The organism is [Mycobacterium] fortunisiensis, assembly GCF_019050325.1.
GTDB lineage: Bacteria > Actinomycetota > Actinomycetes > Mycobacteriales > Mycobacteriaceae > Mycobacterium > Mycobacterium fortunisiensis.
Genome location: NZ_VOMB01000027.1, coordinates 116,021 through 138,116, shown reverse-complemented (window position 1 = coordinate 138,116; position 22,096 = coordinate 116,021). Strand labels below are relative to the sequence as shown.

Here is a 22,096-nt window from a genome sequence, read left to right as displayed (position 1 = left end):
TTTTGGCTTGTCTTCGCCGGGAGCGGTCACAACAGCGTTGAATGGGGTCGTGGAGCTGATGTCGCCGACCGATTCGATGTTTCTGATCGCCGAGACGCGGGAGCACCCGTTCCACGTCGGCGGCCTCGCGCTCTATGAGCCTCCGGCTGGTGCGGATCGCGACTTCGTGCGGGAGTTGCACGAGGAGATGGTGGCCCAGACCGAGTTCGAGCCGGTGTTCCGCAAGCATCCGGCGACCATCCTGGGCGGTATCGCGAACGTCGGCTGGACCTACGACAACGACGTCGACCTCGACTACCACCTGCGCCGCTCGGGCCTGCCGTCACCGGGCCGGGTCCGCGATCTGCTCGAGCTGACCTCACGCCTGCACGGCGGCTTGCTCGACCGGCACCGCCCGCTGTGGGAGGCCCACCTCATCGAGGGGCTGGCCGACGGCCGGTTCGCGGTGTACACCAAGATGCACCATTCGCTGATCGACGGGGTCTCGGCGCTCAAGCTGTTGATGCGCACGCTGTCGGAGGATCCGGATGACACCGAGGTGCGGGTGCCCTGGGCGGTGCCGCGCCGGAAGCGGCCGCACCAGAGCGCGTCGCTGCTACGGACGGTCACCGACACGGTCGGGTCGGTCGCGGGGCTGGCGCCGTCGACGCTGCGGCTGGCTCGTTCGGCGTTGCTGGAGCAACAGCTCACGTTGCCGTTCGCGGCGCCCAAGACGATGTTCAACGTCAACATCGGTGGTGCCCGTCGCGTCGCGGCGCAGTCCTGGCCGCTGGAGCGGTTCAAGCGGATCTCGCAGGCCACCGGGTCCACGGTCAACGATGTGGTGCTTGCGGTCTGTTCCGGTGCGTTGCGTGCCTACCTGCTGGAGCAGGACGCGCTGCCGGACCAGCCGCTGATCGCGATGGTGCCGGTGAGTCTGCGCGCCGAGCACGAGGCCGACGCCGGAGGCAATATGACCGGCTCGGTGCTGTGCAATCTGGGTACCGATCTGGACGACCCGGCGGACCGGTTGGCTGTCATCGGCGAGTCGATGCGCGGCAACAAGAAGGTGTTCTCCGAACTGCCGCGGGTTCAGGCGCTGGCGCTGTCGGCGTTGATGATCGCCCCGCTCGGCCTGGCTGCGGTGCCCGGCTTCGTCAACGCCACCTCGCCGCCGTTCAACCTGGTCATCTCCAATGTGCCCGGCCCGCGAAATCCGTTGTACTGGAAGGGTGCCCGGCTGGACGGCAACTATCCGCTGTCGATCGCGCTGGACGGGCAGGCGATGAACATCACCTTGGTCAGCAACGCCGGCAACCTCGATTTCGGGCTGGTCGGCTGCCGGCGCAGTGTGCCGCATCTGCAGCGCATGCTCAGCCATCTGGAGGACTCCCTCAAGGCGCTGGAGGTCGCCTCCGGGGCCTGACCCCAACGGCATTGTTCAGCCGGCCGACCGCAGGAAATCTCCAGAGATCTTCACCGCGGGTGTCGACGAATCGCCGCCCACCACCAGCGTGGCGAAGGCGATGTCGCCGGCGATACCGGCGAACCAGCCGTGGGCAGTGGCGTCAGAAAGGGGCCCGCCGCCGAATTCCGCCGTCCCCGTCTTGCCGCCGAGATCCGGGATGTCGCTCAATTGGCTTGCGGTGCCTTCGGTCACGGTCTTACGCATCATGTCCCGCAGCGCCGCGGTGACGGCGGCAGGCAGCTGCTCCGACGGGGTGTCCGCGGTGACCTTGTCACCGTCGACCAGGTTGGGCAGGATGGTCGAGCCGTGTGCCAGGCTGGCCTCGGCAACCGCGAGCCCGAACGGGCTGACCGTCACGGTGCCCTGGCCGATCCCGTTCTCCACCCGCTGGGCGGCGTTGTCGGCGTTGGGCACCCGGCCGGTCACCGTGGTGAGCCCGGGAATGGTGAAGTCCACGCCGATACCGAACGCCCGGGCGGTCGTGGTCAGTCCATCGGCAGGCAACTTTTCCGACAGTGCCGCCATGCTGGTGTTGCAGGAATGGGAGAACGCCGATGTCAACGGCACTGTCCCCAGGTCGAAGTCGTCGTCGTTGGGAATGGTGCGGTTCTCGATGGTCAACTGGCCCGGGCAGGCCACCGGGGTATCCGGGGTCACCAGGTTGGCTTCGAGCGCGGCCGCGGTGGTGATGGTCTTGAACGTCGAGCCCGGCGGGTACAGCCCCGAGAAGGCAATGGCGCCTTGGGGATCCGCGGCAGGGTTCTGGGCCGCGGCCAGGATGCCGCCCGTCTTACCGGAGATCGCCACCACCACGGCGGGCCGGGTCTCCTGGGCCACGGCCTGTTGGGCGAGCAGTTGCAGACGCAGGTCCAAGGTGGTGCGCATCGGATCGGTCGGTGCGGGCGGTTGCGCGGCCAGCCGCTGCGCGGGTGCGCCGTCCTCGTCGACCAGATAGACCGACCAGCCGGCAGCCTTGGTGATCCGGTCGTGCCACAACTGCGCCAGCCCGTCGATGGCCGGCGAGGACAGTTGGCGGTCGGTGGTCAGCAGCTCACCCTGCTCGGCGACGGTGACGCCCGGGACCTGACTCAGTTGGTCGCGCACCGAGGCGAGGTCGTCTTCGCGCAGCTTCATCACGGTCACCCGGTCATCGGTGTTCGACGTGAACTGTGCGTTGATGGAATCCGGCGTGGTGGTGGGGTCGAAGGGGGCCAGTAGTGCGGCGAGCGGGGCGGCGGAATCCAGGTGCGCGCGCTCCAAGGAGATCACCCCGACGGTCTGCCACGTCATCAACGGCTGACCGGTCCGGTCCAGCACCGGGGTCTGCAGGTCGCTGTCGGTGCTGTATTGAAACCTCAAGCCGTCCTGCAAGTCTCGGTGCAGCAGCGTCGGTGCCCAGGAGATGCGCCAGTCGTCACCGGTCTTGGTGGCGGTGCCGGTGGCGTCATAACTGAAGTCCCGGCCCTCACCCCACGACCACTGATAGTCCAGGGTCGCGCCGGACTCGTTACCGTCTTGCGGTTCGGCGCTCACCTTCACCGCAGCGGCGTCGCCCATACCGTCGAACATCGACGTGATTGCCGTCTCGGCTGCCGCGGGGTCGCTGGTCTCCGCCGCGGCGGCATGCGCGTCTTTGCGTTGCAGGGCATCGGCAAACGCGGCGAAACGATCGGCCGGGTCGGGCGAGGACGAACATGCCACGAGCGGGAGGAACAGGCACAGCAGCAGGAACCAGGCGCGCTGTTGAGTCATGTTCCCAGCATGACATCAGCAGCTATGCGGCCTTGTCTGTGTCCGATTCGGTCTTGGGCTTGGTTTCGTGCCTCGGCTTGGACTTCGGCTTGGGCTTGAACGTGTTCTTGACTTTCTTCGCCAGGTCCGGCACAGCGTTACGCATGTTGTCGCGCCGCTGCGCGGGGGTGCGCTTGGCAGGCTTCTGCGGGACCTTGGCCTCGTCCTTCTTCGCCGTGATGCGTTGGGTGGGTCCCGACGTCGTCGAAGGCGTTGCAGTAGAGGGCAGTCCGTTCTTGACGTTGTCCGCGCCCTGCTGGAAGGCATCGGGCAGCTGTTTGATGGTTTCGGCGATCCGCTCGGGCGGGGTGGTCAACCTGAAGCGGGTCGGCGTGGCGGGATCGGAGTAGTCGCGGTCGGTGTAGCCCATGTCGACGCCGAGCTTGAGCGTCGGCTCGATCGCGCCGAGCAGCGGTTCGGTGATCGCCGTGATGTTCAGCGCGGCCGAGACGTCGCGGATGGGCTGCAGCAGCGGCAGGTGTTCGGTCCTGACCAGGATGTAGGTGTCCTGACCGCCTCCCGGCTTGTCGACCGGCGTCACGATGATCGCGTCGGGGTCATTGAGGTCGGCGGCATCCGGCGTCGGGTCACCGTGCAGGTAGATCAACCCGGCCAGGGCATTCGCCAGCGACAGCGGGTTGGCGTAGGCCGGGAAATCGCCGACCGGGTCGTATTCGATGGTGATGAACGTTTGGTCGTACGGCGACGTTTCTGCCGCCCCGGTGCTGGTGAATCCGGGCAGGCGCAGGTCCGGGAACCGTGCGTAGATACCGCCGTTGGGCACCGTCGGCGCGGCGATGAACACGAAACTGATGTTCTTGCCGGGCGGCGGGCTGCCCTGGGCATCGAGTTCGCGCTTGTACTTCTCGGCGACGATGGAACCTTCGGAGTACCCGACGATGACGATGTCCCCGGACGTTTCGCCTACTTTTTGGCGCAGTACGGGCAGGCCGTCTTCCACGCTCGGGTCGATGGGCAGCGAGGCCGAATACGGCACGGGTATGAAGTGGTCAGGAGCGACAAAGCCACTGCCAGACGGCATGTAGTCGCCACCGAACTTTTGGTTGACCCGGGTGCTGTCCGGGTTGCGCCAGCCGCCGACACCGATTGCGGTGACGGCAGCGGTGGCGTCGGCGACCTGTCCGAAGGTGAGGACCGCCGTCATACCGGCGGTGGCGCCGGCCACCGCGACAGCGGATGAACGTGCGTGCTTCCGGTGTCTGGCCACGGTGTGCACCTCCGGTCGTCTGATTCACAACGACTGAGTACAGAGCGTGGGCCCGGATCAGTCCGGGCCCACACTATGCCAGATGTTTGCTAGTTGTTAGGTGTTTGGTTAAGGGCAGGCGACTTCGAGCTCGAATGGCTTGGTCACCGGGTTCATCCCGTCTACGCCGGTGGCGTTGCCTTTGATCGTGTATTTGTTGCCGTCTTTGGTGACCTCTGCGCTGCCACCGGGCACCCCCGGGGTGTATCCGAGGCTGACGCCGTCGATGTTGCCCAGGGCCAGGGCGGTCACCGTCGGTTGGTCGCCTTCGCTGAGGGTGGCGCTGACCCCGCTCATGCCCTGGCCGACGTTCACGCTGACATTGCCCGCGACGGTCGCGCACACGACCGAGCCTTCCAGTTGGTGTTCTTTGCCGTCGATGGTGACTCTGGCGGTGCCTGAGCCGGTTGTCGCCGTGGTGTCGCCGGCTTCGACCGAGGTGGTCGGCTCCGCCGATGCGGTGGCCGTCGTCTCGTCGGAGGTGTCTTTGTTGTCGCTCGACGAACAGCCGGACAGGCCGGCGATGACGATCGCGGCGCCGCCGACGGCGACCAGGAACTCACGCTTCACCACTGCTCTCCTCACGGTTGTGCAGTCCGTCGCAAGTGGCGGACTGTCAGGCAGAAGTATTCGGGTTCATGCAGGTCGTGGGCGTGGATTTGGGTGAATTGTCTGTGGCGGCGACGCGGCGCTCGTAAGTTCAGCGCCATGCAGACGCTGCGCACGGCGGACGAGCGATTCCGTGGCCTTCCTGAATTCCCTTACTCACCAGAGTATTCCGAGGTCGACGACAGCGACGGTGGCCGATTGCGGATGGCCTGGGTGCAGGACGGACCTCCGGATGCCGATCCGGTCCTGTTGTTGCATGGGGAACCATCGGGTGATCGGCGATGCCGGTCATTTTCTGCAGGAGGATGCCGGCGAGGAACTCGCCGAGGTGATCGTCGAGTTCCTGGCCGGCCGTCGGTCTAGGGGCAGGTGACGGCGATGTCGAAGGGCATGTCCACCGGCGTGCCCGGTTGGGCGGGGTCGATGCCCATGCCGTTACCGGTGATGGTGTAGCCCTTCCCGTCACGGGCGGCGACCACCGGAGCACCGGACAGGCCGGCCAGCCACGTCAGCGAGGCGCCCTCGGCATTCACGTCGCCGATGTTCACCGACTGCACCACCGGGGCCGCGCCGTCGGTCAACACCACCGAGGTGGACAGCGTGCCCTCGATGCCGATCGTGGTCAGCCCGTCCTTGGTCTCGCAGTTGACGCTGGTGACCGGACCGGCGTCGTTGGATCCGAAGGTCACTCGGCCCTGGTCGGAGTTCCCCGAGGAATCCGACTCCGACGAGGAGCATCCGGCGAGTGCGGCCAGAAACACTGTGCATCCGGCGGCGATGACGATGGGGCGGCGCATGACCAAGTTCACGTCCGCAGTATGGTCGCGCGCGCCCCCGTGACGGAAATCGGACCGGCATCCGGTTGAATACCCTCTGTGGACCAGCCGTATTTCACCGTGGAGGCCGAGTTGCCCGGCCGGCTGGGCCGGGTCGGCACCATCCACACCCCGCACGGCGATATCCAGACCCCGGCGTTCATCGCCGTCGGTACGGCGGCCACCGTGAAATCGGTCCTTCCGGAGACCATGAAACAGCTTGGTGCCCAGGCGATTCTGGCCAATGCCTATCACCTCTATCTGCAGCCGGGGCCGGACATCGTGGCCGAGGCCGGTGGGCTCGGGGCCTTCATGAATTGGCCCGGTCCGACTTTCACCGACAGCGGCGGCTTCCAGGTGATGTCGTTGGGGGTCGGATTCAAGAAGGTGCTGGCGATGGACACCGAGCGGTTGCAGACCGACGACATCATCGCCAAGGGCAAGGAGCGGCTGGCCGTCGTCGACGACGACGGCGTCACGTTCCGCTCGCATCTGGACGGTTCGAAGCACCGGTTCACCCCGGAGATCTCGATCGGGATCCAGAACAAGCTCGGCGCCGATATCATCTTCGCTTTCGACGAGCTCACCACGCTCGTCAACACCCGTGCCTACCAGGAACGTTCGGTGCAGCGCACTCACGAGTGGGCGGTGCGCTGCGTCGCCGAGCACCACCGGCTGCAGGCGCTGGCCCCGGAGCGGCCGCGGCAGGCGTTGTTCGGGGTGGTGCAGGGAGCCCAATACGAGGACCTGCGCCGGCAGGCGGCTCGCGGGCTGGCCCGGATCGGTGAGCAGGCCGGGCCTGCCGAGGGGCTGAGCTTCGACGGCTACGGCATCGGCGGCGCGCTGGAGAAACAGAACCTGGCCACAATCGTCGGCTGGGTCAGCAGTGAGCTGCCTGCCGACAAGCCCCGGCACCTACTGGGCATCAGCGAACCCGACGACCTGTTCGACGCGGTGGCCGCCGGGGCCGACACCTTTGACTGTGTGTCGCCGTCACGGGTGGCCCGCAATGCCGCGGTGTACACCGCGACCGGGCGGTTCAACATCACCGGGGCCCGGTACAAGCGCGACTTCACCCCGATCGACCCCGAATGTGATTGCTACACCTGTGCCAACTACTCGCGCGCCTATATCCGGCACCTGTTCAAGGCCAAGGAGATGTTGTCGGCGACGCTGTGCACGATCCATAACGAGCGGTTCGTGATCCGGCTGGTCGATCAGATCCGGGCCTCGATCATGGCCGGTGAGTTCGACGAGCTGCGGGCTGAGGTGCTGGGGCGCTACTACGGGGTGCGTATCTCCGGCGAGCAGACGTAAAACCGGCCAATTCGGCCGGGAAAACTGCAGTTTTGTGTCTGCTCACAGAGGTTCATAACTTACGACTTGTAAGTTAGTCTCATCGCATGAGCGACGACACGCGGCGGTTCGTGGTGATCGGCGGCGGGCTGGCCGGATTGGCCGCCGCGGTATGGCTGAGCGAGGCGGGCAAGAATGTCACCTTGCTGGAGCGGCGCGGCCAACTCGGCGGCCGCACGCATGCGATGCGCGCGGACCTGGTCGACGACATTCCCGACAATGGCCAGCACGTCATCGCCAGCGGTTACCAGCACCTGTACCGATACCTCACCAGTGTGGGTACCCGCGAGCACATCGCATTCCCGAAGTCCTCGACCTTGCGCTGGCCGGACGGCCGCCAGGTCACCATGTCGACCACCGGTCCCGACGCCATCCGCACGCTCTTCGGCGTACACCCGGACGCGAATTGGGTCGACCGGCTGCGCGCGGCCCGGGCCACCGTGCTGCTGGGCTGGCAGGCGCTGCGCCCACCGGCCGACCTGGCGGACTTGAGCACCGAGCAGTGGTTCGAGCGGGTCGGAATGCCCGCGAAGGCGCGAGAAGCGTTGTGGGACTGGCTTGCTCTCGGGATCGCCGCGGAGCCGGTGGCCAAGGAGTCGGCGAAGGTGTTCGCCAACGTGATGGCCACCGGCATCCGGCTCGGCATCAAGCACCGCACCCCGGTCACCATCGGCTATCCGACCGTCGACCTCGACACCCTGTACGTCAACGGCGCGATGAAGGTATTCGAGGAGCGTGGCGTCGACGTCCGCTACCGGGCAGTCGCCCGTCGCATCGCCATCGAGGGCGGAGCGGTCACCGGCGTACTCCTGGCCGACGGAACCGAGGTCCCCGCCGATGCCGTGGTCTGCGCGGTGCCCAACTCGAACATCGCCGGACTCCTCGACGATCTGCCCGAGCACCCGGAAATCTATGCCGCCGCAGATAAATTGGGCTACACACCGATCGTGAGCACCAATCTGTACCTCGACCGGCCGCTGGGCACCGAGTCGGCATTCGAAGGGCTCATCGGCGGCACCGCGGTGATCGACGAGGTGTTCGACCGGCAGATCATGCACGGACGCAGCACCGACCGGGGCTGGCTATACTGCCTGACCACCAGTGGCGCCTACGAGCAGATCCACAAGAGCAACGACGAGATCGTCGCCGAGCAGATGGCGTTGCTGCGCCGTTACTACCCGGCGGCGAGGGACGCGAAAGTCGTTCAGGCGCAGGTGGTCAAGATGCCGAAAGCCACCTTCTCGCAGGTGGTGGGCACGGATGCGCTGCGCCCGCCGCAACGCACCTCGGTGCCCACGCTGGTGCTGGCCGGGGACTGGACCGCCACCGACTGGTCGGCCACCATGGAAAGTGCGGTGCAGAGCGCCGCCGTCGCCGTGGACCTGTTGTTGGGCCCGAAATGACGAAGCGACGCATGTCAGGCGCCGAGCGGCGGGATCAGCTGCTCGACGTGGCGCGCGATATCGTCGCCGCCGACGGGTACGTCGCGTTGACCATCGAGCGGGTGGCAGCCCAGTCCAACGTCACCAGAACCGTGGTGTACCAACAGTTCACCGATCTGGGCGGGCTCACCACGGCGCTGCTCGACCGTGAGTCGGCCATCGCCTTCGCGGGGATGGGCAGTGTGGCCGAGCTGGCCGATGTCGACCAGATGGGCCGTGGCATCCTGGCGTATCTGCATGCCGCTCCGGTGAGTTGGCGCATCATCCTGCAGCCACCGGAAGGGGCGCCCTCGCAGGTCCGCGACCGTATCGCACTGGGGCGCGGCTACGCCCGGAGGGTTGCGGGCCGGCATCTTTCCGCCGACCCCGACGGCCCGACTGTTCGGATGCTGCTGGCCGCCATCGAGGAACTGGCCCGGCTGCATCTGGAAGACCCCGGTGCCCATCCCGACGAGGAGGTGCTCACCCACCTGCGCTCGCTCGTCGGCTGGGCCACCACCTTCACCCGCGAGCAGACGTAAAACTGCCCATTTCGGCCGGGAAAACTGCAGTTTTGTGTCTGCTCGGCAAAGGAAGGCGGCAAAGGAAGTCAGAGCGGGTTGAGGATCCGCTGCAGGAACTGACGGGTGCGCTCTTCCTTCGGATCGCCGATCACCGCGGCCGGCGGGCCCTGCTCCAGGATCACCCCGCGATCGGTGAACAGCACCTGATCGGAAACCTGGCGGGCGAACTGGATTTCGTGCGTGACGATCACCAGGGTCCAGCCTTCGACGGCCAGATCCCGGATCACGGCGAGCACTTCGCCGACCAGTTCCGGGTCCAGCGCTGAGGTCGGCTCGTCGAACAACACCACCTTCGGGCGCAGCGCCAGGGCCCGCGCGATGCCCACCCGCTGCTGTTGGCCGCCCGACAGTTGATACGGGTATTTGTCCCGCTGGTCGGCCAGGCCCACCTGGCGCAGCAGCTCGCCTGCCTCGGCCAGCACCTTCTCGCGGGGACGTTTCTGCACCACCAGCGGACCTTCGGTGACGTTCTGCAGCACTGTTCTATGCGGAAACAGGTTGTGGGACTGGAACACAAAGCCACTCTGCGCGCGGTACCGGCGCAGCTGATCCTTGGCTACCGGCCGGGCGAAGTCCAGTTCGACGTCGCCGACCCGGATCACTCCGGCGTCGGGGACGTCGAGGGCGTTGAGCGCACGCAACAGCGTCGTCTTGCCGGATCCCGACGGGCCGATGACGGTGGTCGCGGTGCCCCGCGGCACGGTGAACGAGATGCCCTTGAGCACCTGGTGGTCGCCGAAGGCCTTGTGCACGTCGGTGGCGACGATCCGGTTGTCGGTCGAGTCGGTCATCGCGCAATGTGCCTTTCCAATCGGCGTTCCACCCGGCTCTGACCGAACGAGAGCACCAGGCAGATCACCCAGTAATAGATCGCGGCCGTGCCGTACAGGGCGAAGAACTCGAACGTTGGCGCCGCGATGATCTGGGCTTGGCGCAACAGCTCGGTGACCAGAATCGTCGACGCCAGGGAGGTGTCTTTGACCAGTGAGATCAAAGTGTTCGACAACGGCGGGACCGCCACCCGGGCGGCCTGGGGCAGGACGATCCGTCGCAGGGTTCCGGTGTAGTTCAGCCCGATGGTCTCGGCGGCTTCCCACTGCCCCTTCGGGATACTCTGGATCGCCGAGCGGATGACCTCGGCCGCATAGCCGCCGACGTTGAGGCTGAACGCGATCACCGCGGCCGGGAACGGGTCGATCTTCACCCCGAACTCGGGCAGGGCGAAGAACACGATGAACAACTGCACCAGCAGCGGGGTACCGCGGATGATCGAGATGTACAACCGGGCGAGGCTGCTCACCACCCGGTGCGTCGACAGCCGGGCCAGCGCCACTGCCAGGGCGATCACCAGGCCGATGAGGAAGCTGATGACGGTAAGCGGGATCGTCATGGTGACCGCGGCTTTGAGCAGGGGCCCCAAGCTGTCGGCGACCAGTTGCCAGGTCGACCGTGGCTGGGTGCCGGCAGGCTCGGCCGCCCCGGAGGCGTCGGCCTTGAGGTAGCGCTGCGAGATGGCGGTCAACGTGCCGTCGGCGCGCAATTCGTCGAGGGCCCGGTTGAGATCGGGTAGCAGCCCGCTGTCCTTGCGGGCCGCGAAGCCCTGTTCGCTCTTCTCTCCGACCTTTCCGGCGATCTTGACCGACTTGTCGCCGGTTTCGGCCAGATAGGCGTACACCGCGATGCTGTCGTTGACGACGACGTCGACGCGGCCCTGGTTGAGCAGCTTGATGGCCTGGGTGAAGCCCTCCACGGCCTCGACCCGGGCCCCGGCCGCCAGCGCGATCTCTGACCAGTTACTGGTGGCGTTCTCCGCGGCGACCTTGCCTTTGAGATCGGCCAGTGAGCTGATCGAATCGTCGTCGGCGCGAGTGACGATCACCCCTTCGCCGACCGAATAAGGCTCGGACAGATCGTATTTCGTCTTGCGCTCGTCGGTGATGGTCACCTCGTTGGCGACCACGTCGAACCGCTTGGCTTCCAGGGCGGCAAAGATCGAGTCCCACGGTGTCTCGACGAATTCCACCCGGACGCCGAGTTTGTCGGCGACGGCGCGGGCCACGTCGACGTCGTAGCCGCTGAGTTGTCCGGTGGCGGCGTCGTGATAGCTGAACGGCGCGTACACCCCCTCCGTGCCCACCCGCAGCACACCGGCCTGCAGGGGCCCGGCGTCGTCGCTCTGCGAACCACACGCGGCCAGCAGGGTTGCGACGATCAGCAGGAGCCCCAGCAGCGGGATTCGTCGGGAGCGCACGGCCGGACGCTAACAGGGGCGCGCGCGGTTCTGCAGGGTTCTGCTCAGCCCACCTGATATATCCAGGGGCGCCGCGGCAGGGCGGCCGGATCGAATCGGGCCAGCATGCCGTCGAGGTCGGACGCGGGCCACCCCAGTGACGCACTGATCTGGGTCAGTGCCCGTTCGACACCGATCTCGGCCAGGGTGACCGCGCCGTCCCGCTTGGCCAGCCGGGCCCCGTCTTCGTTGAGTACCAGCGGCACGTGCGCGTAGGTCGGCTCCGAATAGTCCAGCAACCGGGCCAGATAGGCCTGACGCGGCGAGGAGCTCAGCAGGTCGTCACCACGGACCACCTGGTCGACGCCGGCGGTGGCATCGTCGACCACCACGGCCAGGTTGTAGGCCGGCACGCCGTCACCGCGGCGCACCACGAAGTCGTCGATGATCCCGGTGTAGCTGCCGTGCAGCAGATCGGTGACAGTGCCGACGAAGGTGTCGGTGCGCAACCGCAGCGCCGGTGGCCGCCCGGTCTCGGCGCGGCGCTGCTCACGTTCGGTTGTGGTGAGGTCGCGGCAGGTACCCGGGTAAGCGCCTTCGGGAGCGTGGGGAGCCCGTGGCGCCTGGGCGATATCTCTTCGGCTGCAATAGCATTCGTATAGCAGCCCGGCATCGCGCAGCTGCTCGACAACGGCGTCGTAGCGCGCGGTGTGCCCGGTCTGCCATTCGACCGGTTCATCCCAGGTCAGTCCGATCGCCGCCAGGTCATCGACCTGGCGCCGGCCGATTTCGGGGAAGGTTCGGTCGTCGAGGTCCTCGATCCGCAGCAGGAACCGCCGCCCGGTGGACCGGGCGAACAACCAGGCCAGCACCGCGGTGCGGAGGTTGCCGATGTGCAGGTCGGCCGACGGGCTCGGCGCGAACCGCCCGGCGGGGTGCAGGCTCACGCCCGCAATCTATCGATCGCGACACTCAGTCGCGGTCCCAGGGCGCCGACTCGCCCATCTTCTCGTAGTACTTCGCCAGGTGGCTCTTCACCCGGTCGATGTCGTCTTCGGGCAGGTCGACGCCGCCGCGGGCACCGTCCATGATGCCGCCGGCGGCCATCACCCCGCGGGGTACGGCTTCCAGCTTGCCGCCGATCACGTCGGCGATCAGCAGCTTGTAGCCGGTGAAGTTGTCCTTGTGCTTCTTGTCGTACCAGACGTGGGCGTCGCGGTACTTCTGGTTGGGTTCGTCCTGCGCATCGGCCCACTTGCGGACTCGTTTCTCGGCCGCGTCGCCGTCCCATTCGCGATCTCGGTCAGCCAGTGGCAGGTCCTGAAATGCGGTTACAGACATGTAGTCGGCGTGCCCGGTCCGGACCGACGCCAAACGCGGATAGCGTGCATGTGGTGATACATCGACATGTGCACGGCGGCACGATCCAGGTCGATGAGAGTGACGGACTGATACGTGCCCGCGGTGTTCCCTATGGCCGTGCCAAGCGGTTTGAGATCGCCGAACCGGTGGGCCTGTGGCCCGGCGTGCGGGACGCGACGCAACCCGGTGCCGCCTGTCCACAGCGGCCGTCGCGGCTGAGTTTCGTCACCGGTCCGATCCTCGACGGTCTCGCGACGAGCGAGGACTGCCTGTTGGTGACCGTGACGGCCCCGGTCAACGCCCACAAACTTCCGGTGATGGTGTGGTTTCACGGCGGTGCCTATGTGTCGGGGAGTGGGGAATCGCCGAAGTACGACGCCGGACTGCTGGCCCGCGAGGGCGATGTCGTAGTGGTGAACGTCAGCTATCGGCTGGGGATCTTCGGCTTCCTGACCCCGGTCGGTGAGGAGAACCTCGGCCTGCGCGATCAACTGCTGGCGCTGAACTGGGTTTCGGACAACATCGCCGCCTTCGGCGGGGACCCCGACAACGTCACCGCGTTCGGGCAGTCCGCCGGCGCGGATTCGGTGCTGAAGCTGATGTTGTGCGACGCGTCGGCGGGGCTGTTTCACCGGGCGATTCTGCAGAGCGGCCCGCTGGAGTTGAACGACGGGCGCGACCGGCTGGCCGACGCCATGCGCCGCGCCATGGATGCGGCGTTGGCCGGGGTGCCGCCGGCCGAGGCGACGATCACCCAGCTGCTGCACGCCGAAGCCGCCGCGATCCAGGCCGCCCAGGGTTTCGGCCTGCTCGGTGCGCTGGCTTTCGCCCCGATCCTGGGCCGGGCGCCGTTGCCGCCGGAGGAGGCGGTGCTGGACCGGATCGCCCAGGCCGCCAAGAACATCGAGCTGCTCATCGGCTACACCAAAGACGACGGTGCACCGTTTGTGGCGATGGACCGACGTGTCACTGCGCTGGGCCGGGTACCGGCGCTGGGCCGGCTGGTGACCAAGGCCGGGACCCCGGCGCTGACCAGGAAGGCCTTCGGTGGGCCCGCGGAACGGCTGGCCCAGGCTTGGCGCGACAACGGCGGCCAGGTGGGCGAATACCGGATCGACTGGGCGCCGCAGGGCGCGCCGCTGGGTGCCACCCACTGCATCGAGTTGCCGCTGCTGTTCGGTTCACCGCAGATCTGGTCCGACGCACCGATGCTCGGGCCGCAGCACACGATCGATGACCACCTGGCACGTGAATTACGCACCCGCTGGACACAATTCGCCCACCATGGCACGGCGTCTCTGCCGGAGCCGAAGCTGCGGTTCGGTTGAATCAGTAGTCGGCCGGATCGGGGCGCACGATGCTGCGCGGCGTCAGGCCCAGGTTCCGCACATGCTGTGCGATGGCGGAAAGGCTCGTCACCCACACGTCGTCGAAGCCACGCACGTAGCCGATCAGCTCGTCGAGCGCCTTGGCCCGTGACGGTCGTCCGGAGATGAAGGGGTGGTTCGTCAGCACCCAGCAGGCCCCGGCCTCGCGAAGCGCGTCGAACTCCAAACGCCACACCTCGGTTGCCTTCAGCGGGCTCTCGATCACCCCGGTGTCGTAGAGGCCGGGCACGAAGCAGTACTGCTGGATGTCGTCGAGTCCCCAACCGATCGGTATCTCCACCAGTGGTCCACCGCCCTCCACCGCCAGCTCGTAGGGGTGGTCGGTGTCCATCAGACTGCTGTCGTACAGAAAACCCCTGTCCCGCAGCAGCTTCGGCGAGTGCCAGTTGAGCTCCCACATCGGGGCGCGGTATCCGACCGGGCGCACGCCGGTGATCTGCTCCAGGGCGTCCGAGGCCCGGTCGAGGATCGCGGCTTCCTCGGCCTGGCCAAGGCCGCCCAGCGGCTCGTGCAGATAGCCGTGGTGGGCGATTTCGTGGCCGGCGTCGACGATGGCCCGCGCCACGTCCGGGTAGCGAAAGGCGGTATAGCCGGGCACGAAGAACGTCGAGCTGATGTTGTGCCGGGCAAGGGTTTTCAGCAGACGCGGCATGGCGGTCAGCGGCCCGTAGGCCTGGTGGCTGACCGCCGACATCCGGTCGGCGTGCGCGGGTGAGAGCCCCAGCATCGCGGCTTCGGCGTCCACGTCGAAGGTGAACGAGGCCGCACACCGGGCACCGTCGGGCCACGTCACGGGCACCGCTGGGGTGGTCATGGGCGGCACCCTACCGAACCTGCCGGACCCCGACCGCCTTGGTAAGGTTTCGGCAAAAATCGGACGTGGCGGTGTGATGGCGATGATGGGCGCAGACCCACCCCTGCGTGGCCGTGCCAGCGAATGTGCGACGCTACGACACCTGGTTTCAGGTGTCGGTTCGCACGGCAGCGCGGTGCTGGTGATGCGGGGCGAGGCAGGCGTCGGGAAGACGGCGTTGCTCGAGTATGTCGTCGCACAGGCGTCCGGGTTCCGGGTGGCACAGGTGGCCGGGGTCGAGTCCGACATGGAACTGGCCTTCGCCGGATTGCATCATCTGTGCGCACCGCTGCTGGAGCATCTCGACAAACTTCCCGAGCCGCAGTATGACGCGCTCTCGGTGGCCTTCGGTCGTGGTGCCGGACCGGTGCCCGATCGTTTTCTGGTCGGTCTGGCCGTGCTGAGCCTGCTGGCCGCCGCCGCTGATGACAAGCCGCTGCTGTGTGTGATCGACGACGCGCAGTGGCTCGACCAGGTTTCGGTGCAGACCCTGGGTTTCGTCGCGCGGCGGTTGCTGGCGGAGCCGGTTGTGCTGGTGTTCGCGGTCCGTGACGGTCATGACGGCCTGGCCGGGGTGCTGCCCGGCCTGCCCGAGCTGCGGGTCGAGGGCTTGTCGGACGGCGATGCCAGGGAGTTGCTGGAATCGGTGATGGTGGGCGGGATCGACGCACGGGTCCGCGACCGCATCGTCGCCGAGACCCGCGGCAACCCGCTGGCGCTGCTCGAGGTGCCGCGCAACGTCCCGGCGGCCGAGCTGTCCGGGGGTTTTTGGCTCGGTTCGGGACTGTCGCCGGGGCAGGTGCAGGAGGGGTTCGTCCGCCGGATCCAGACGCTGCCGGAAGACACCCGGAAACTGGTGCTGCTCGCCGCGGCCGATCCGCTCGGCGACCCGACGCTGTTCGCCCGCGCCGCAGGGCATCTCGGGGTCGGAATGCAGGCGCTGGTACCGGCCGAGGCCGCCGGCGTGATCGAGTTCGGGTCCCGGATGCGCTTTTACCACCCGCTGGTTCGGTCGGCGGCCTACCGGGCGGCCGACGCTGCCGACCGCCGAGACGTGCACCGCGCCTTGGCGGTTGCCATCGACCCCGAAATCGACCCCGACCGCCGGGCCTGGCACGCCGCCAACGCCGCGACAGGTCCTGACGACGCGGTGGCCGCCGAACTGGAAGCGTCGTCGTGGCGGGCCCAGAGCCGAGGCGGGATCGCCGCCGCGGCCACCTTTCTCGAGCGGGCCGCGATCCTGTCCGCCGATCCGGGTCTGCGCGCCGCGCGGGCGATCGCGGCCGCGGCCGCCAAACGTGCGGCGGCCGCGCCCGAGGCCGCCTACGAACTGCTGTCCCTGGCCGAGCTGAACTCGTTGACTGCGCTGCAGCAGGCGCAGGTGGGACGACTGCGTGCGCAGATGGAGTTCACCCACAGCCGGGGCGGCCTGCCCGGGGCGCCGCCGGTCCGCCACGCCGCGGCGCTGCTGATCGCCGCCGCCGGGCGCCTGGAGACCCTCGACGACGAACTGGCCCGGGAGACCTACATCGAGGCGTTGGCCGCCGCAATGTACGCCTCGCGCAGCCAACCGGAGGCGTTGGTGATCGCGGCGGAGGCGGCACGTGCGGCGGTTGCCGGGATCGCCGAGCCCACGCGGCCCATCGACGTTCTGCTCATCGGTATGGCGACGTTGGTCACCGAAGGACTGTCCGCCGCGGTCGATCACCTGCGTGCCGCCCTGCAGCTGTGGGCCGAGCACGCTCGCAGTCACGACGGTAGGGCGCTGACCTGGTTGGCACTGGCGTTCCCGATCATGCATGAATCGGTGGCCGGCGAGATGTGGGATTTCGAGTTGAACGATCAGCTGGCCACCGACATGATCGGCTACGCGCGGGCCACCGGAGCGTTGGCGATCCTGCCGTCGGCCATCACCTACAAGGCCGGTGTGCATGTGCTGGAAGGTGAATTCGTCACGGCAGCAAGACTTCTGGAAGAGGCCGACACGATCTCGACGGCCATCGGCCACCATCCGATGAAGTACCACAAGGTGGAACTGGCGGCCTGGCGCGGAGATCTCGCCGAGGCCGGTGACCTCATCGAGGCGGGGATGGCCGAGGGCACCGCCAAGGGTGAGGGGCGGCTGCTGGGGATAAGCGGGTATGCCGCCGCAGTGCTCTACAACGGCCTGAGCCGCTACGACGAGGCACTGGCCGCGGCCCGAAAGGCCTGCGAATACCACGATCTGGGGTTCTACGGTTGGACCCTGCTCGAGTTGGCCGAAGCGGCGGTGCGGGTCGGTGAGCGGGAGGTCGCCGAGGACGCGGTGCGCCGGCTGGAGACGGGGGCGGGTGCCAGCGGAACCGATTGGGGCCTGGGTGTCTTCGCCGCTGCGCGGGCGCTGCTCGCCGACGACAACGATGCCGACGCGCTGTTCGAGGAGTCGATCGAGCGGCTGGGCCGCAGCCGGGCGCGGGTGCAACTGGCACGGACCCACCTGCGCTACGGGGAGTGGCTGCGTCGGCGGAAACAGCGGACCAACGCGCGGGAGCACCTCAACGTCGCCTACGACATGTTCACCACGATGGGCGCACAGGCGTTCGCCGAGCGGGCCCGTCGCGAGCTGACCGCCACCGGAGAGAAGGTGCGCAAACAGCCTTTGGTCTCGGGTGACGAGCTGACCGCGCAGGAGGCACAGATCGCCGGCTTGGCCCGCGATGGGTTGACCAATCAGGAGATCGGCGCACAGTTGTTCATCAGCACCCATACCGTCGAATGGCATCTGCGCAAGGTGTTCGTCAAGCTGGGCGTGCGGTCCCGCCGGCAGCTGCGCACTGTGTCGTGGACCAGCTGAACCACGGGTTTTCAAGGGTCCCAGGTCTGACCGGATAAGTCAGGCTGGTTGACATGGCGACAATCCTGTTGCAGACCACGATCACCGAGAACCCCGATGACTGGGATATCAGGCGGTTCTCGCTGCTGGCCGGTGAGCTGCGTGCCGACGGGCACGATGTGCTGGCCCGCAACCGGGTCGATCACGGTGTGCAGGATCCGGTGCTCAGCCACCTCGACGAGCTGGGGTTCGATCAGCTGTGGTTGATGGCGGTCGATGTCGGCAACGGTCTGACGCCCGGGGAGTGCGCGGCGATCGGCCGGTTCCGCGGGCTCGGCGGCGGGGTGCTCACCGCGCGTGACCACCGGGATCTGGGTGGCTGTCTGCGCGGGCTGGGCTCATTGGGACAGCTCAACGAGTTCGTTGACGCCAACATCCACTCGGGCGCCAACGGCGACTACCAGCCGGTGCTGGCTGTGGAGCCGGTGCACCAGTTGCTGCGTACCGCCCGGACTGCCAGCGGCCGCATCGAGTGGTTTCCGGCCCACCCCCACGAAGGACTCGTGTCGGCTGCTGCCGTCCCATCCGCGACGGTGGTGGCCCGGGGGCGTAGCACCGGGACGGGCCGGACGTTCGATCTTGCCGTTGCACTCGACGGTGAGCAGACGGCGGAGGGCAGGCCGATGGGCCGGGCCGTGGCGGAGTCGTCGTTCCACCACTTCGCCGATTACAACTGGGATCTCGGTTGTGGCGCACCGTCGTTCGTCACCGATCGGCCCGGCTGGCAGATCAGGGCCGACCCGTCGCGCCTGGGGGTGTTCAAGGACTACGTGCGCAACCTGGCCACCTGGCTGCAGCCGCCGGATCACCACTAGTCGCGAATCAGCCCCGGGACGATGTCGTCGAGCCGGAAGGTGACCGGCTGCTCGAGCTGGGCATAGGTGCACGACTGCGGGTCCCGGTCGGGCCGCCAGCGGTTGAACTGGGCGGTATGCCGGAAGCGACGGCCCTCCATGTGGTCGTAGCGGACCTCGACGACGCGTTCGGGCCGGAGCGGCACGAAGGACAGGTCCTTGCCGGCGTTCCAGCGTGACCCGCCGCCGTACCGACGCGCGAGTTGCGGATCGGCGGCCACCTGGGCGGCCCAGTTCCACGGGTGGTGCTCGAAACTGGTTACCAGGGGCTGTAATTCGGTGAACAGGGCTCGGCGCCGTGCCATCGGGAAGGCGCCGATGACGCCGACGGAGGCCAGCTCACCGTCGTCGGTGTAGAGCCCGAGTAGCAGCGAGCCGATCGCGTCGGGTCCGGACTTGTGCAGCCGATAGCCGGCGACCACGCAATCGGCGGTCCGCTGGTGCTTGATCTTCACCATCACCCGTTTGTCGGGCTGATAGGCGAGGGTGAGCGGTTTGGCGATCAACCCGTCGAGCCCGGCTCCCTCGAATTCGTCGAACCAGCGCCGTGCCGTGGGCAGATCGGTGGTCGCCGGGGTGACGTGGAATGACGGGCCCGAGCCCAGCGCGTCGACGAGAGTGGCGCGCCGTTCACTGAACGGCCGGTCCATCAGGTTCTCGTCGCCCAACGCCAGCAGGTCGAATGCGATGAAGGCCGCCGGCGTCTGTTCGGCCAGCATGCGCACCCGCGACGCGGCCGGGTGCAATCGCAGTTGCAGCGCCTCGAAATCCAGACCGTCCTCGGCCGCGATGACGATTTCGCCGTCGACGACACACCGTGGCGGCAGTTCCGCCGTGGCCGCCTCGACGAGTTCGGGGAAATATCGCGTCATCGGCCGCTCGTTGCGGCTGCCCAACTCGACGTCGTCGCCGTCGCGAAAACAGATGGTACGAAAGCCGTCCCACTTGGGTTCGTAGGACGCGCCCGATGGAATCACCGTCGCCGGCTTGGCCAGCATCGGTGCGACGGGCGGCATCACGGGCAGGCGCATGGGTCCATTGTGGCTTTCGGCGATGACCTTCGGCGATGACATTGCCTTGGTTCACGGGTCTACGTGAGTATGGAACTCGTGGACTTGCCAGTGCAGCCGCCGATCGAACCGATGCTCGCCAAGGCGCAGGTGAAGGTGCCGGACGAGGCCGGGGTGTGGTCCTACGAACCCAAGTGGGACGGCTTCCGGGCGCTGGTGTTCCGTGACGGTGACGAGGTGGTGCTGCAGTCGCGCAACGGCAAGGAGCTGGGGCGCTACTTCCCGGAACTGCTCGATGCGCTGCGCGACGAGCTCGTCGGGCGCTGCGTGCTGGACGGCGAAGTGGTGGTGCCACGCGAGATCGACAACCGAGTACGGCTGGACTGGGAGTCGCTGTCCCAGCGCATCCATCCCGCCGAGTCGCGCATCACCATGCTCGCCGGGCAGACCCCGGCGCATTTCATCGGGTTCGACGCGCTGGCCATCGGGGACCGGTCACTGCTGGCCGCGCCGTTCCGGGATCGTCGTGAAGCGCTCGTCGACGCCGTCGGAGACAAGCTTCTGCGCACGCGAGGAGCAAATCAGGTGTGGTGCCACGTCACCCGCACCACCACCGATCCCGAACTCGGGGCCGAGTGGTTGCAGACCTTCGAAGGGGCCGGGCTCGACGGCGTCATCGCCAAGCGCCTCGACGGCCCGTATCTGCCCGGTAAGCGGGAGATGGTCAAGGTCAAGCACCACCGTGACGCTGACTGTGTGGCCATGGGCTACCGCATCCACAAGAGCGGGGAGGGCGTCGGGTCGATCCTGCTCGGGCTGTACCGCTCCGACGGTGAGCTGCAAATGGTCGGTGGTGCAGCCTCGTTCAGCGTCAAGGACCGGCTCAAGCTGCTGGCCGACCTGGAGCCGCTGCGCGAGGGCGACGAAGTGCGCGACGGTGATCCCAGCCGGTGGAACTCGGCTGCCGACAAGCGCTGGATTCCGGTCCGGCCGGAACGGGTATGTGAGGTGGCGTATGACCAGATGGAAGGTAACACCGAGTACGGCCGGCGCTTCCGGCACGCGGTGAAGTTTCTGCGGTGGCGCCCCGACCGCGAGCCGTCCAGCTGTACGTTCGCTCAGCTCGACGTGCCGTTGAACTACGACCTGAACGACGTGCTGGCGAAGGAAGGCTGAAATGGCTGAAAAGGCTGGCGGGGCAACCGAACTCGACGTCGACGGAATCAAGGTCCGGTTCACCAACCCGAACAAGGTGTATTACCCCAAGCTGGGCCGCAACGGCACCAAGGGCAAGCTGATGGAGTACTACCTCAGTGTCGCCGAGAAAATGGTGACGCTGCTGCGGGACCGGCCCACGCATCTGCAGCGATTTCCCGACGGTATCGAGGGCGAGGAGATCTACCAGAAACGGGTGCCGCAGAAGCATCCCGACTATTTGGAGACCTGTACGGTGACGTTCCCGTCGGGCCGCACCGCCGATGCGCTGAAGGTCACCCATCCGGCGGCGATCGCCTGGGCTGCCCAGATGGGCACGATCACGTTGCACCCGTGGCAGGTTCGCTGCCCGGACACCGAGCACCCCGACGAGTTGCGCATCGACCTGGACCCGCAGCCCGGCACCGGATTCGCCGAAGCCCGCAGTATTGCCTGCGATGTGCTCAAGCCCCTGCTCGACGAGCTGGGCCTGGTCGGCTATCCGAAAACCTCCGGCGGCCGAGGTGTGCACGTGTTCCTGCCGATCTTGACCGATTGGGATTTCATCGAGGTCAGGCGCGCCGGCATCGCGCTGGCCCGGGAGGTCGAACGTCGGGCACCCGATGCGGTGACCACGTCGTGGTGGAAAGAAGAGCGGGGGCAGCGGTTGTTCATCGACTACAACCAGAACGCCCGTGACCGCACGTTCGCCTCGGCCTACTCGGCCCGCAAGACCCCGATCGCCACGGTGTCCACGCCGCTGTCCTGGGCTGAGCTGAGCGATGCCGACCCGGATGACTACACGATCGCCACGGTGCCGGATTTCCTTGCCGGGCGCGATGATCCGTGGGCCGGCATCGACGACGAAAACCAGTCGCTGCAGCCGCTGCTGGATCTGGTGGCCGCCGACGAGGAACGCGGCCTCGGGGATCTGCCCTATCCGCCGAGCTACCCCAAGATGCCAGGCGAGCCGCCGCGGGTGCAGCCCAGCAAGAAGGTCGCCGAACACTGGGACGAGCAGGGCAACCGTCGGTGACGCGGCG

At 67.3% G+C, this 22,096-nt stretch carries 19 protein-coding genes and 1 pseudogene; 10 read left to right on the top strand and 10 right to left on the bottom strand.

Annotated elements, in window-relative coordinates; translation table 11 throughout:
* Nucleotides 1-49 precede the first annotated feature (49 nt).
* On the top strand, nt 50-1,405 hold the full coding sequence (locus FR943_RS24885) for a WS/DGAT/MGAT family O-acyltransferase (RefSeq protein ID WP_217160963.1): 1,356 nt from the start codon (nt 50-52) through the stop codon (nt 1,403-1,405).
* A 15-nt stretch (nt 1,406-1,420) separates the two neighbouring features.
* On the opposite strand, the gene FR943_RS24880 is transcribed toward FR943_RS24885, so the two are convergent.
* The 3 genes from FR943_RS24880 to FR943_RS24870 form a co-directional block, all read right to left on the bottom strand.
* A complete protein-coding gene (locus FR943_RS24880; RefSeq protein ID WP_217160962.1) occupies nt 1,421-3,199 on the bottom strand; it encodes a penicillin-binding transpeptidase domain-containing protein in 1,779 nt (592 codons plus the stop codon).
* A 22-nt stretch (nt 3,200-3,221) separates the two neighbouring features.
* On the bottom strand, nt 3,222-4,466 hold the full coding sequence (locus tag FR943_RS24875) for a PE-PPE domain-containing protein (protein WP_308170651.1): 1,245 nt from the start codon (nt 4,464-4,466) through the stop codon (nt 3,222-3,224).
* Between the two features lie 108 nt (nt 4,467-4,574).
* On the bottom strand, nt 4,575-5,075 hold the full coding sequence (locus FR943_RS24870) for a lipoprotein LpqH (RefSeq protein WP_217160961.1): 501 nt from the start codon (nt 5,073-5,075) through the stop codon (nt 4,575-4,577).
* Nucleotides 5,076-5,213: 138 nt separating this feature from the next.
* Here FR943_RS24870 and FR943_RS26565 point away from each other — a divergent pair.
* Nucleotides 5,214-5,384, top strand: a pseudogene (locus FR943_RS26565) (haloalkane dehalogenase); the annotation flags it as partial.
* A gap of 89 nt (nt 5,385-5,473) precedes the next feature.
* On the opposite strand, the gene FR943_RS24865 reads toward FR943_RS26565, so the two are convergent.
* Nucleotides 5,474-5,923: a lipoprotein LpqH gene (locus FR943_RS24865; RefSeq protein ID WP_217160960.1), complete on the bottom strand. Its 450-nt coding sequence runs from the start codon at nt 5,921-5,923 to the stop codon at nt 5,474-5,476.
* A gap of 66 nt (nt 5,924-5,989) precedes the next feature.
* Here FR943_RS24865 and tgt point away from each other — a divergent pair, with 66 nt between their 5' ends.
* From tgt to FR943_RS24850, 3 genes are all read left to right on the top strand, one after another.
* Nucleotides 5,990-7,246, top strand: coding sequence for a tRNA guanosine(34) transglycosylase Tgt (gene tgt / locus FR943_RS24860; RefSeq protein WP_217160957.1), 1,257 nt, complete (start codon nt 5,990-5,992; stop codon nt 7,244-7,246).
* 86 nt (nt 7,247-7,332) lie between these two features.
* The gene (gene hpnE / locus FR943_RS24855) at nt 7,333-8,688 is read left to right on the top strand and encodes a hydroxysqualene dehydroxylase HpnE (protein ID WP_217160955.1); all 1,356 of its coding nucleotides are present in this window, start codon (nt 7,333-7,335) and stop codon (nt 8,686-8,688) included.
* A gap of 11 nt (nt 8,689-8,699) precedes the next feature.
* Nucleotides 8,700-9,248 (top strand): TetR/AcrR family transcriptional regulator, encoded by a 549-nt coding sequence (locus FR943_RS24850; protein ID WP_372448237.1) that lies wholly within the window; start codon nt 8,700-8,702, stop codon nt 9,246-9,248.
* Between the two features lie 68 nt (nt 9,249-9,316).
* On the opposite strand, the gene FR943_RS24845 is transcribed toward FR943_RS24850, so the two are convergent.
* From FR943_RS24845 to FR943_RS24830, 4 genes are read right to left on the bottom strand one after another with little or no spacing between them, the layout of a single operon-like run.
* Nucleotides 9,317-10,081: an amino acid ABC transporter ATP-binding protein gene (locus FR943_RS24845; protein WP_217160951.1), complete on the bottom strand. Its 765-nt coding sequence runs from the start codon at nt 10,079-10,081 to the stop codon at nt 9,317-9,319.
* Nucleotides 10,078-11,541 carry an ABC transporter permease subunit gene (locus tag FR943_RS24840; protein ID WP_217160949.1) on the bottom strand — a complete coding sequence of 488 codons (1,464 nt, stop codon included), beginning with the start codon at nt 11,539-11,541 and terminating at the stop codon, nt 10,078-10,080. Before FR943_RS24840 ends, FR943_RS24845 begins: the two co-directional genes overlap by 4 nt.
* 44 nt (nt 11,542-11,585) lie before the next feature.
* Entirely contained in the window at nt 11,586-12,467 is an 882-nt protein-coding gene (gluQRS, locus tag FR943_RS24835; protein WP_217160947.1) for a tRNA glutamyl-Q(34) synthetase GluQRS, read from the bottom strand.
* A gap of 25 nt (nt 12,468-12,492) precedes the next feature.
* Complete coding sequence (locus tag FR943_RS24830) at nt 12,493-12,861, bottom strand: hypothetical protein (RefSeq protein WP_217160945.1); 369 nt, start codon at nt 12,859-12,861, stop codon at nt 12,493-12,495.
* 53 nt (nt 12,862-12,914) lie between these two features.
* On the opposite strand from FR943_RS24830, the gene FR943_RS24825 reads away from it, so the two are divergent.
* Nucleotides 12,915-14,210: a carboxylesterase family protein gene (locus tag FR943_RS24825; protein ID WP_217160944.1), complete on the top strand. Its 1,296-nt coding sequence runs from the start codon at nt 12,915-12,917 to the stop codon at nt 14,208-14,210.
* A 1-nt stretch (nt 14,211) separates the two neighbouring features.
* Here the strand turns inward: FR943_RS24825 and FR943_RS24820 are convergent, their stop codons facing one another.
* Nucleotides 14,212-15,084, bottom strand: a complete 873-nt coding sequence (locus FR943_RS24820) for a polysaccharide deacetylase family protein (RefSeq protein ID WP_217160941.1) — start codon at nt 15,082-15,084, stop codon at nt 14,212-14,214.
* 76 nt (nt 15,085-15,160) lie between these two features.
* Here FR943_RS24820 and FR943_RS24815 point away from each other — a divergent pair, with 76 nt between their 5' ends.
* Nucleotides 15,161-17,956 (top strand): helix-turn-helix transcriptional regulator, encoded by a 2,796-nt coding sequence (locus tag FR943_RS24815; RefSeq protein ID WP_217161214.1) that lies wholly within the window; start codon nt 15,161-15,163, stop codon nt 17,954-17,956.
* A 53-nt stretch (nt 17,957-18,009) separates the two neighbouring features.
* The gene (locus FR943_RS24810) at nt 18,010-18,810 is read left to right on the top strand and encodes a hypothetical protein (RefSeq protein ID WP_217160940.1); all 801 of its coding nucleotides are present in this window, start codon (nt 18,010-18,012) and stop codon (nt 18,808-18,810) included.
* On the opposite strand, the gene FR943_RS24805 is transcribed toward FR943_RS24810, so the two are convergent.
* Nucleotides 18,807-19,880, bottom strand: a complete 1,074-nt coding sequence (locus FR943_RS24805) for an ATP-dependent DNA ligase (RefSeq protein ID WP_217160939.1) — start codon at nt 19,878-19,880, stop codon at nt 18,807-18,809. The genes FR943_RS24810 and FR943_RS24805 overlap by 4 nt on opposite strands.
* Before the next feature lie 69 nt (nt 19,881-19,949).
* Between FR943_RS24805 and FR943_RS24800 the strand changes: the two genes are divergently transcribed.
* On the top strand, nt 19,950-21,035 hold the full coding sequence (locus FR943_RS24800) for an ATP-dependent DNA ligase (protein ID WP_217160938.1): 1,086 nt from the start codon (nt 19,950-19,952) through the stop codon (nt 21,033-21,035).
* A gap of 1 nt (nt 21,036) precedes the next feature.
* Nucleotides 21,037-22,089, top strand: a complete 1,053-nt coding sequence (gene ligD, locus FR943_RS24795) for a non-homologous end-joining DNA ligase (protein ID WP_217160937.1) — start codon at nt 21,037-21,039, stop codon at nt 22,087-22,089.
* Nucleotides 22,090-22,096 lie beyond the last annotated feature (7 nt).

Excerpts from the sequence above, each read along its gene's own strand:
- hpnE (WP_217160955.1), top strand. The coding sequence starts at position 7,333 with ATGAGCGACGACACGCGGCGGTTCGTGGTGATCGGCGGCGGGCTGGCC.
- FR943_RS24805 (WP_217160939.1), bottom strand. The coding sequence starts at position 19,880 with ATGCGCCTGCCCGTGATGCCGCCCGTCGCACCGATGCTGGCCAAGCCG.
- ligD (WP_217160937.1), top strand. The coding sequence starts at position 21,037 with ATGGCTGAAAAGGCTGGCGGGGCAACCGAACTCGACGTCGACGGAATC.
- FR943_RS24815 (WP_217161214.1), top strand. The coding sequence starts at position 15,161 with ATGGCGATGATGGGCGCAGACCCACCCCTGCGTGGCCGTGCCAGCGAA.
- FR943_RS24850 (WP_372448237.1), top strand. The coding sequence starts at position 8,700 with ATGTCAGGCGCCGAGCGGCGGGATCAGCTGCTCGACGTGGCGCGCGAT.
- FR943_RS24880 (WP_217160962.1), bottom strand. The coding sequence starts at position 3,199 with ATGACTCAACAGCGCGCCTGGTTCCTGCTGCTGTGCCTGTTCCTCCCG.
- FR943_RS24800 (WP_217160938.1), top strand. The coding sequence starts at position 19,950 with ATGGAACTCGTGGACTTGCCAGTGCAGCCGCCGATCGAACCGATGCTC.
- FR943_RS24845 (WP_217160951.1), bottom strand. The coding sequence starts at position 10,081 with ATGACCGACTCGACCGACAACCGGATCGTCGCCACCGACGTGCACAAG.
- FR943_RS24810 (WP_217160940.1), top strand. The coding sequence starts at position 18,010 with ATGGCGACAATCCTGTTGCAGACCACGATCACCGAGAACCCCGATGAC.
- FR943_RS24830 (WP_217160945.1), bottom strand. The coding sequence starts at position 12,861 with ATGTCTGTAACCGCATTTCAGGACCTGCCACTGGCTGACCGAGATCGC.
- FR943_RS24820 (WP_217160941.1), bottom strand. The coding sequence starts at position 15,084 with ATGACCACCCCAGCGGTGCCCGTGACGTGGCCCGACGGTGCCCGGTGT.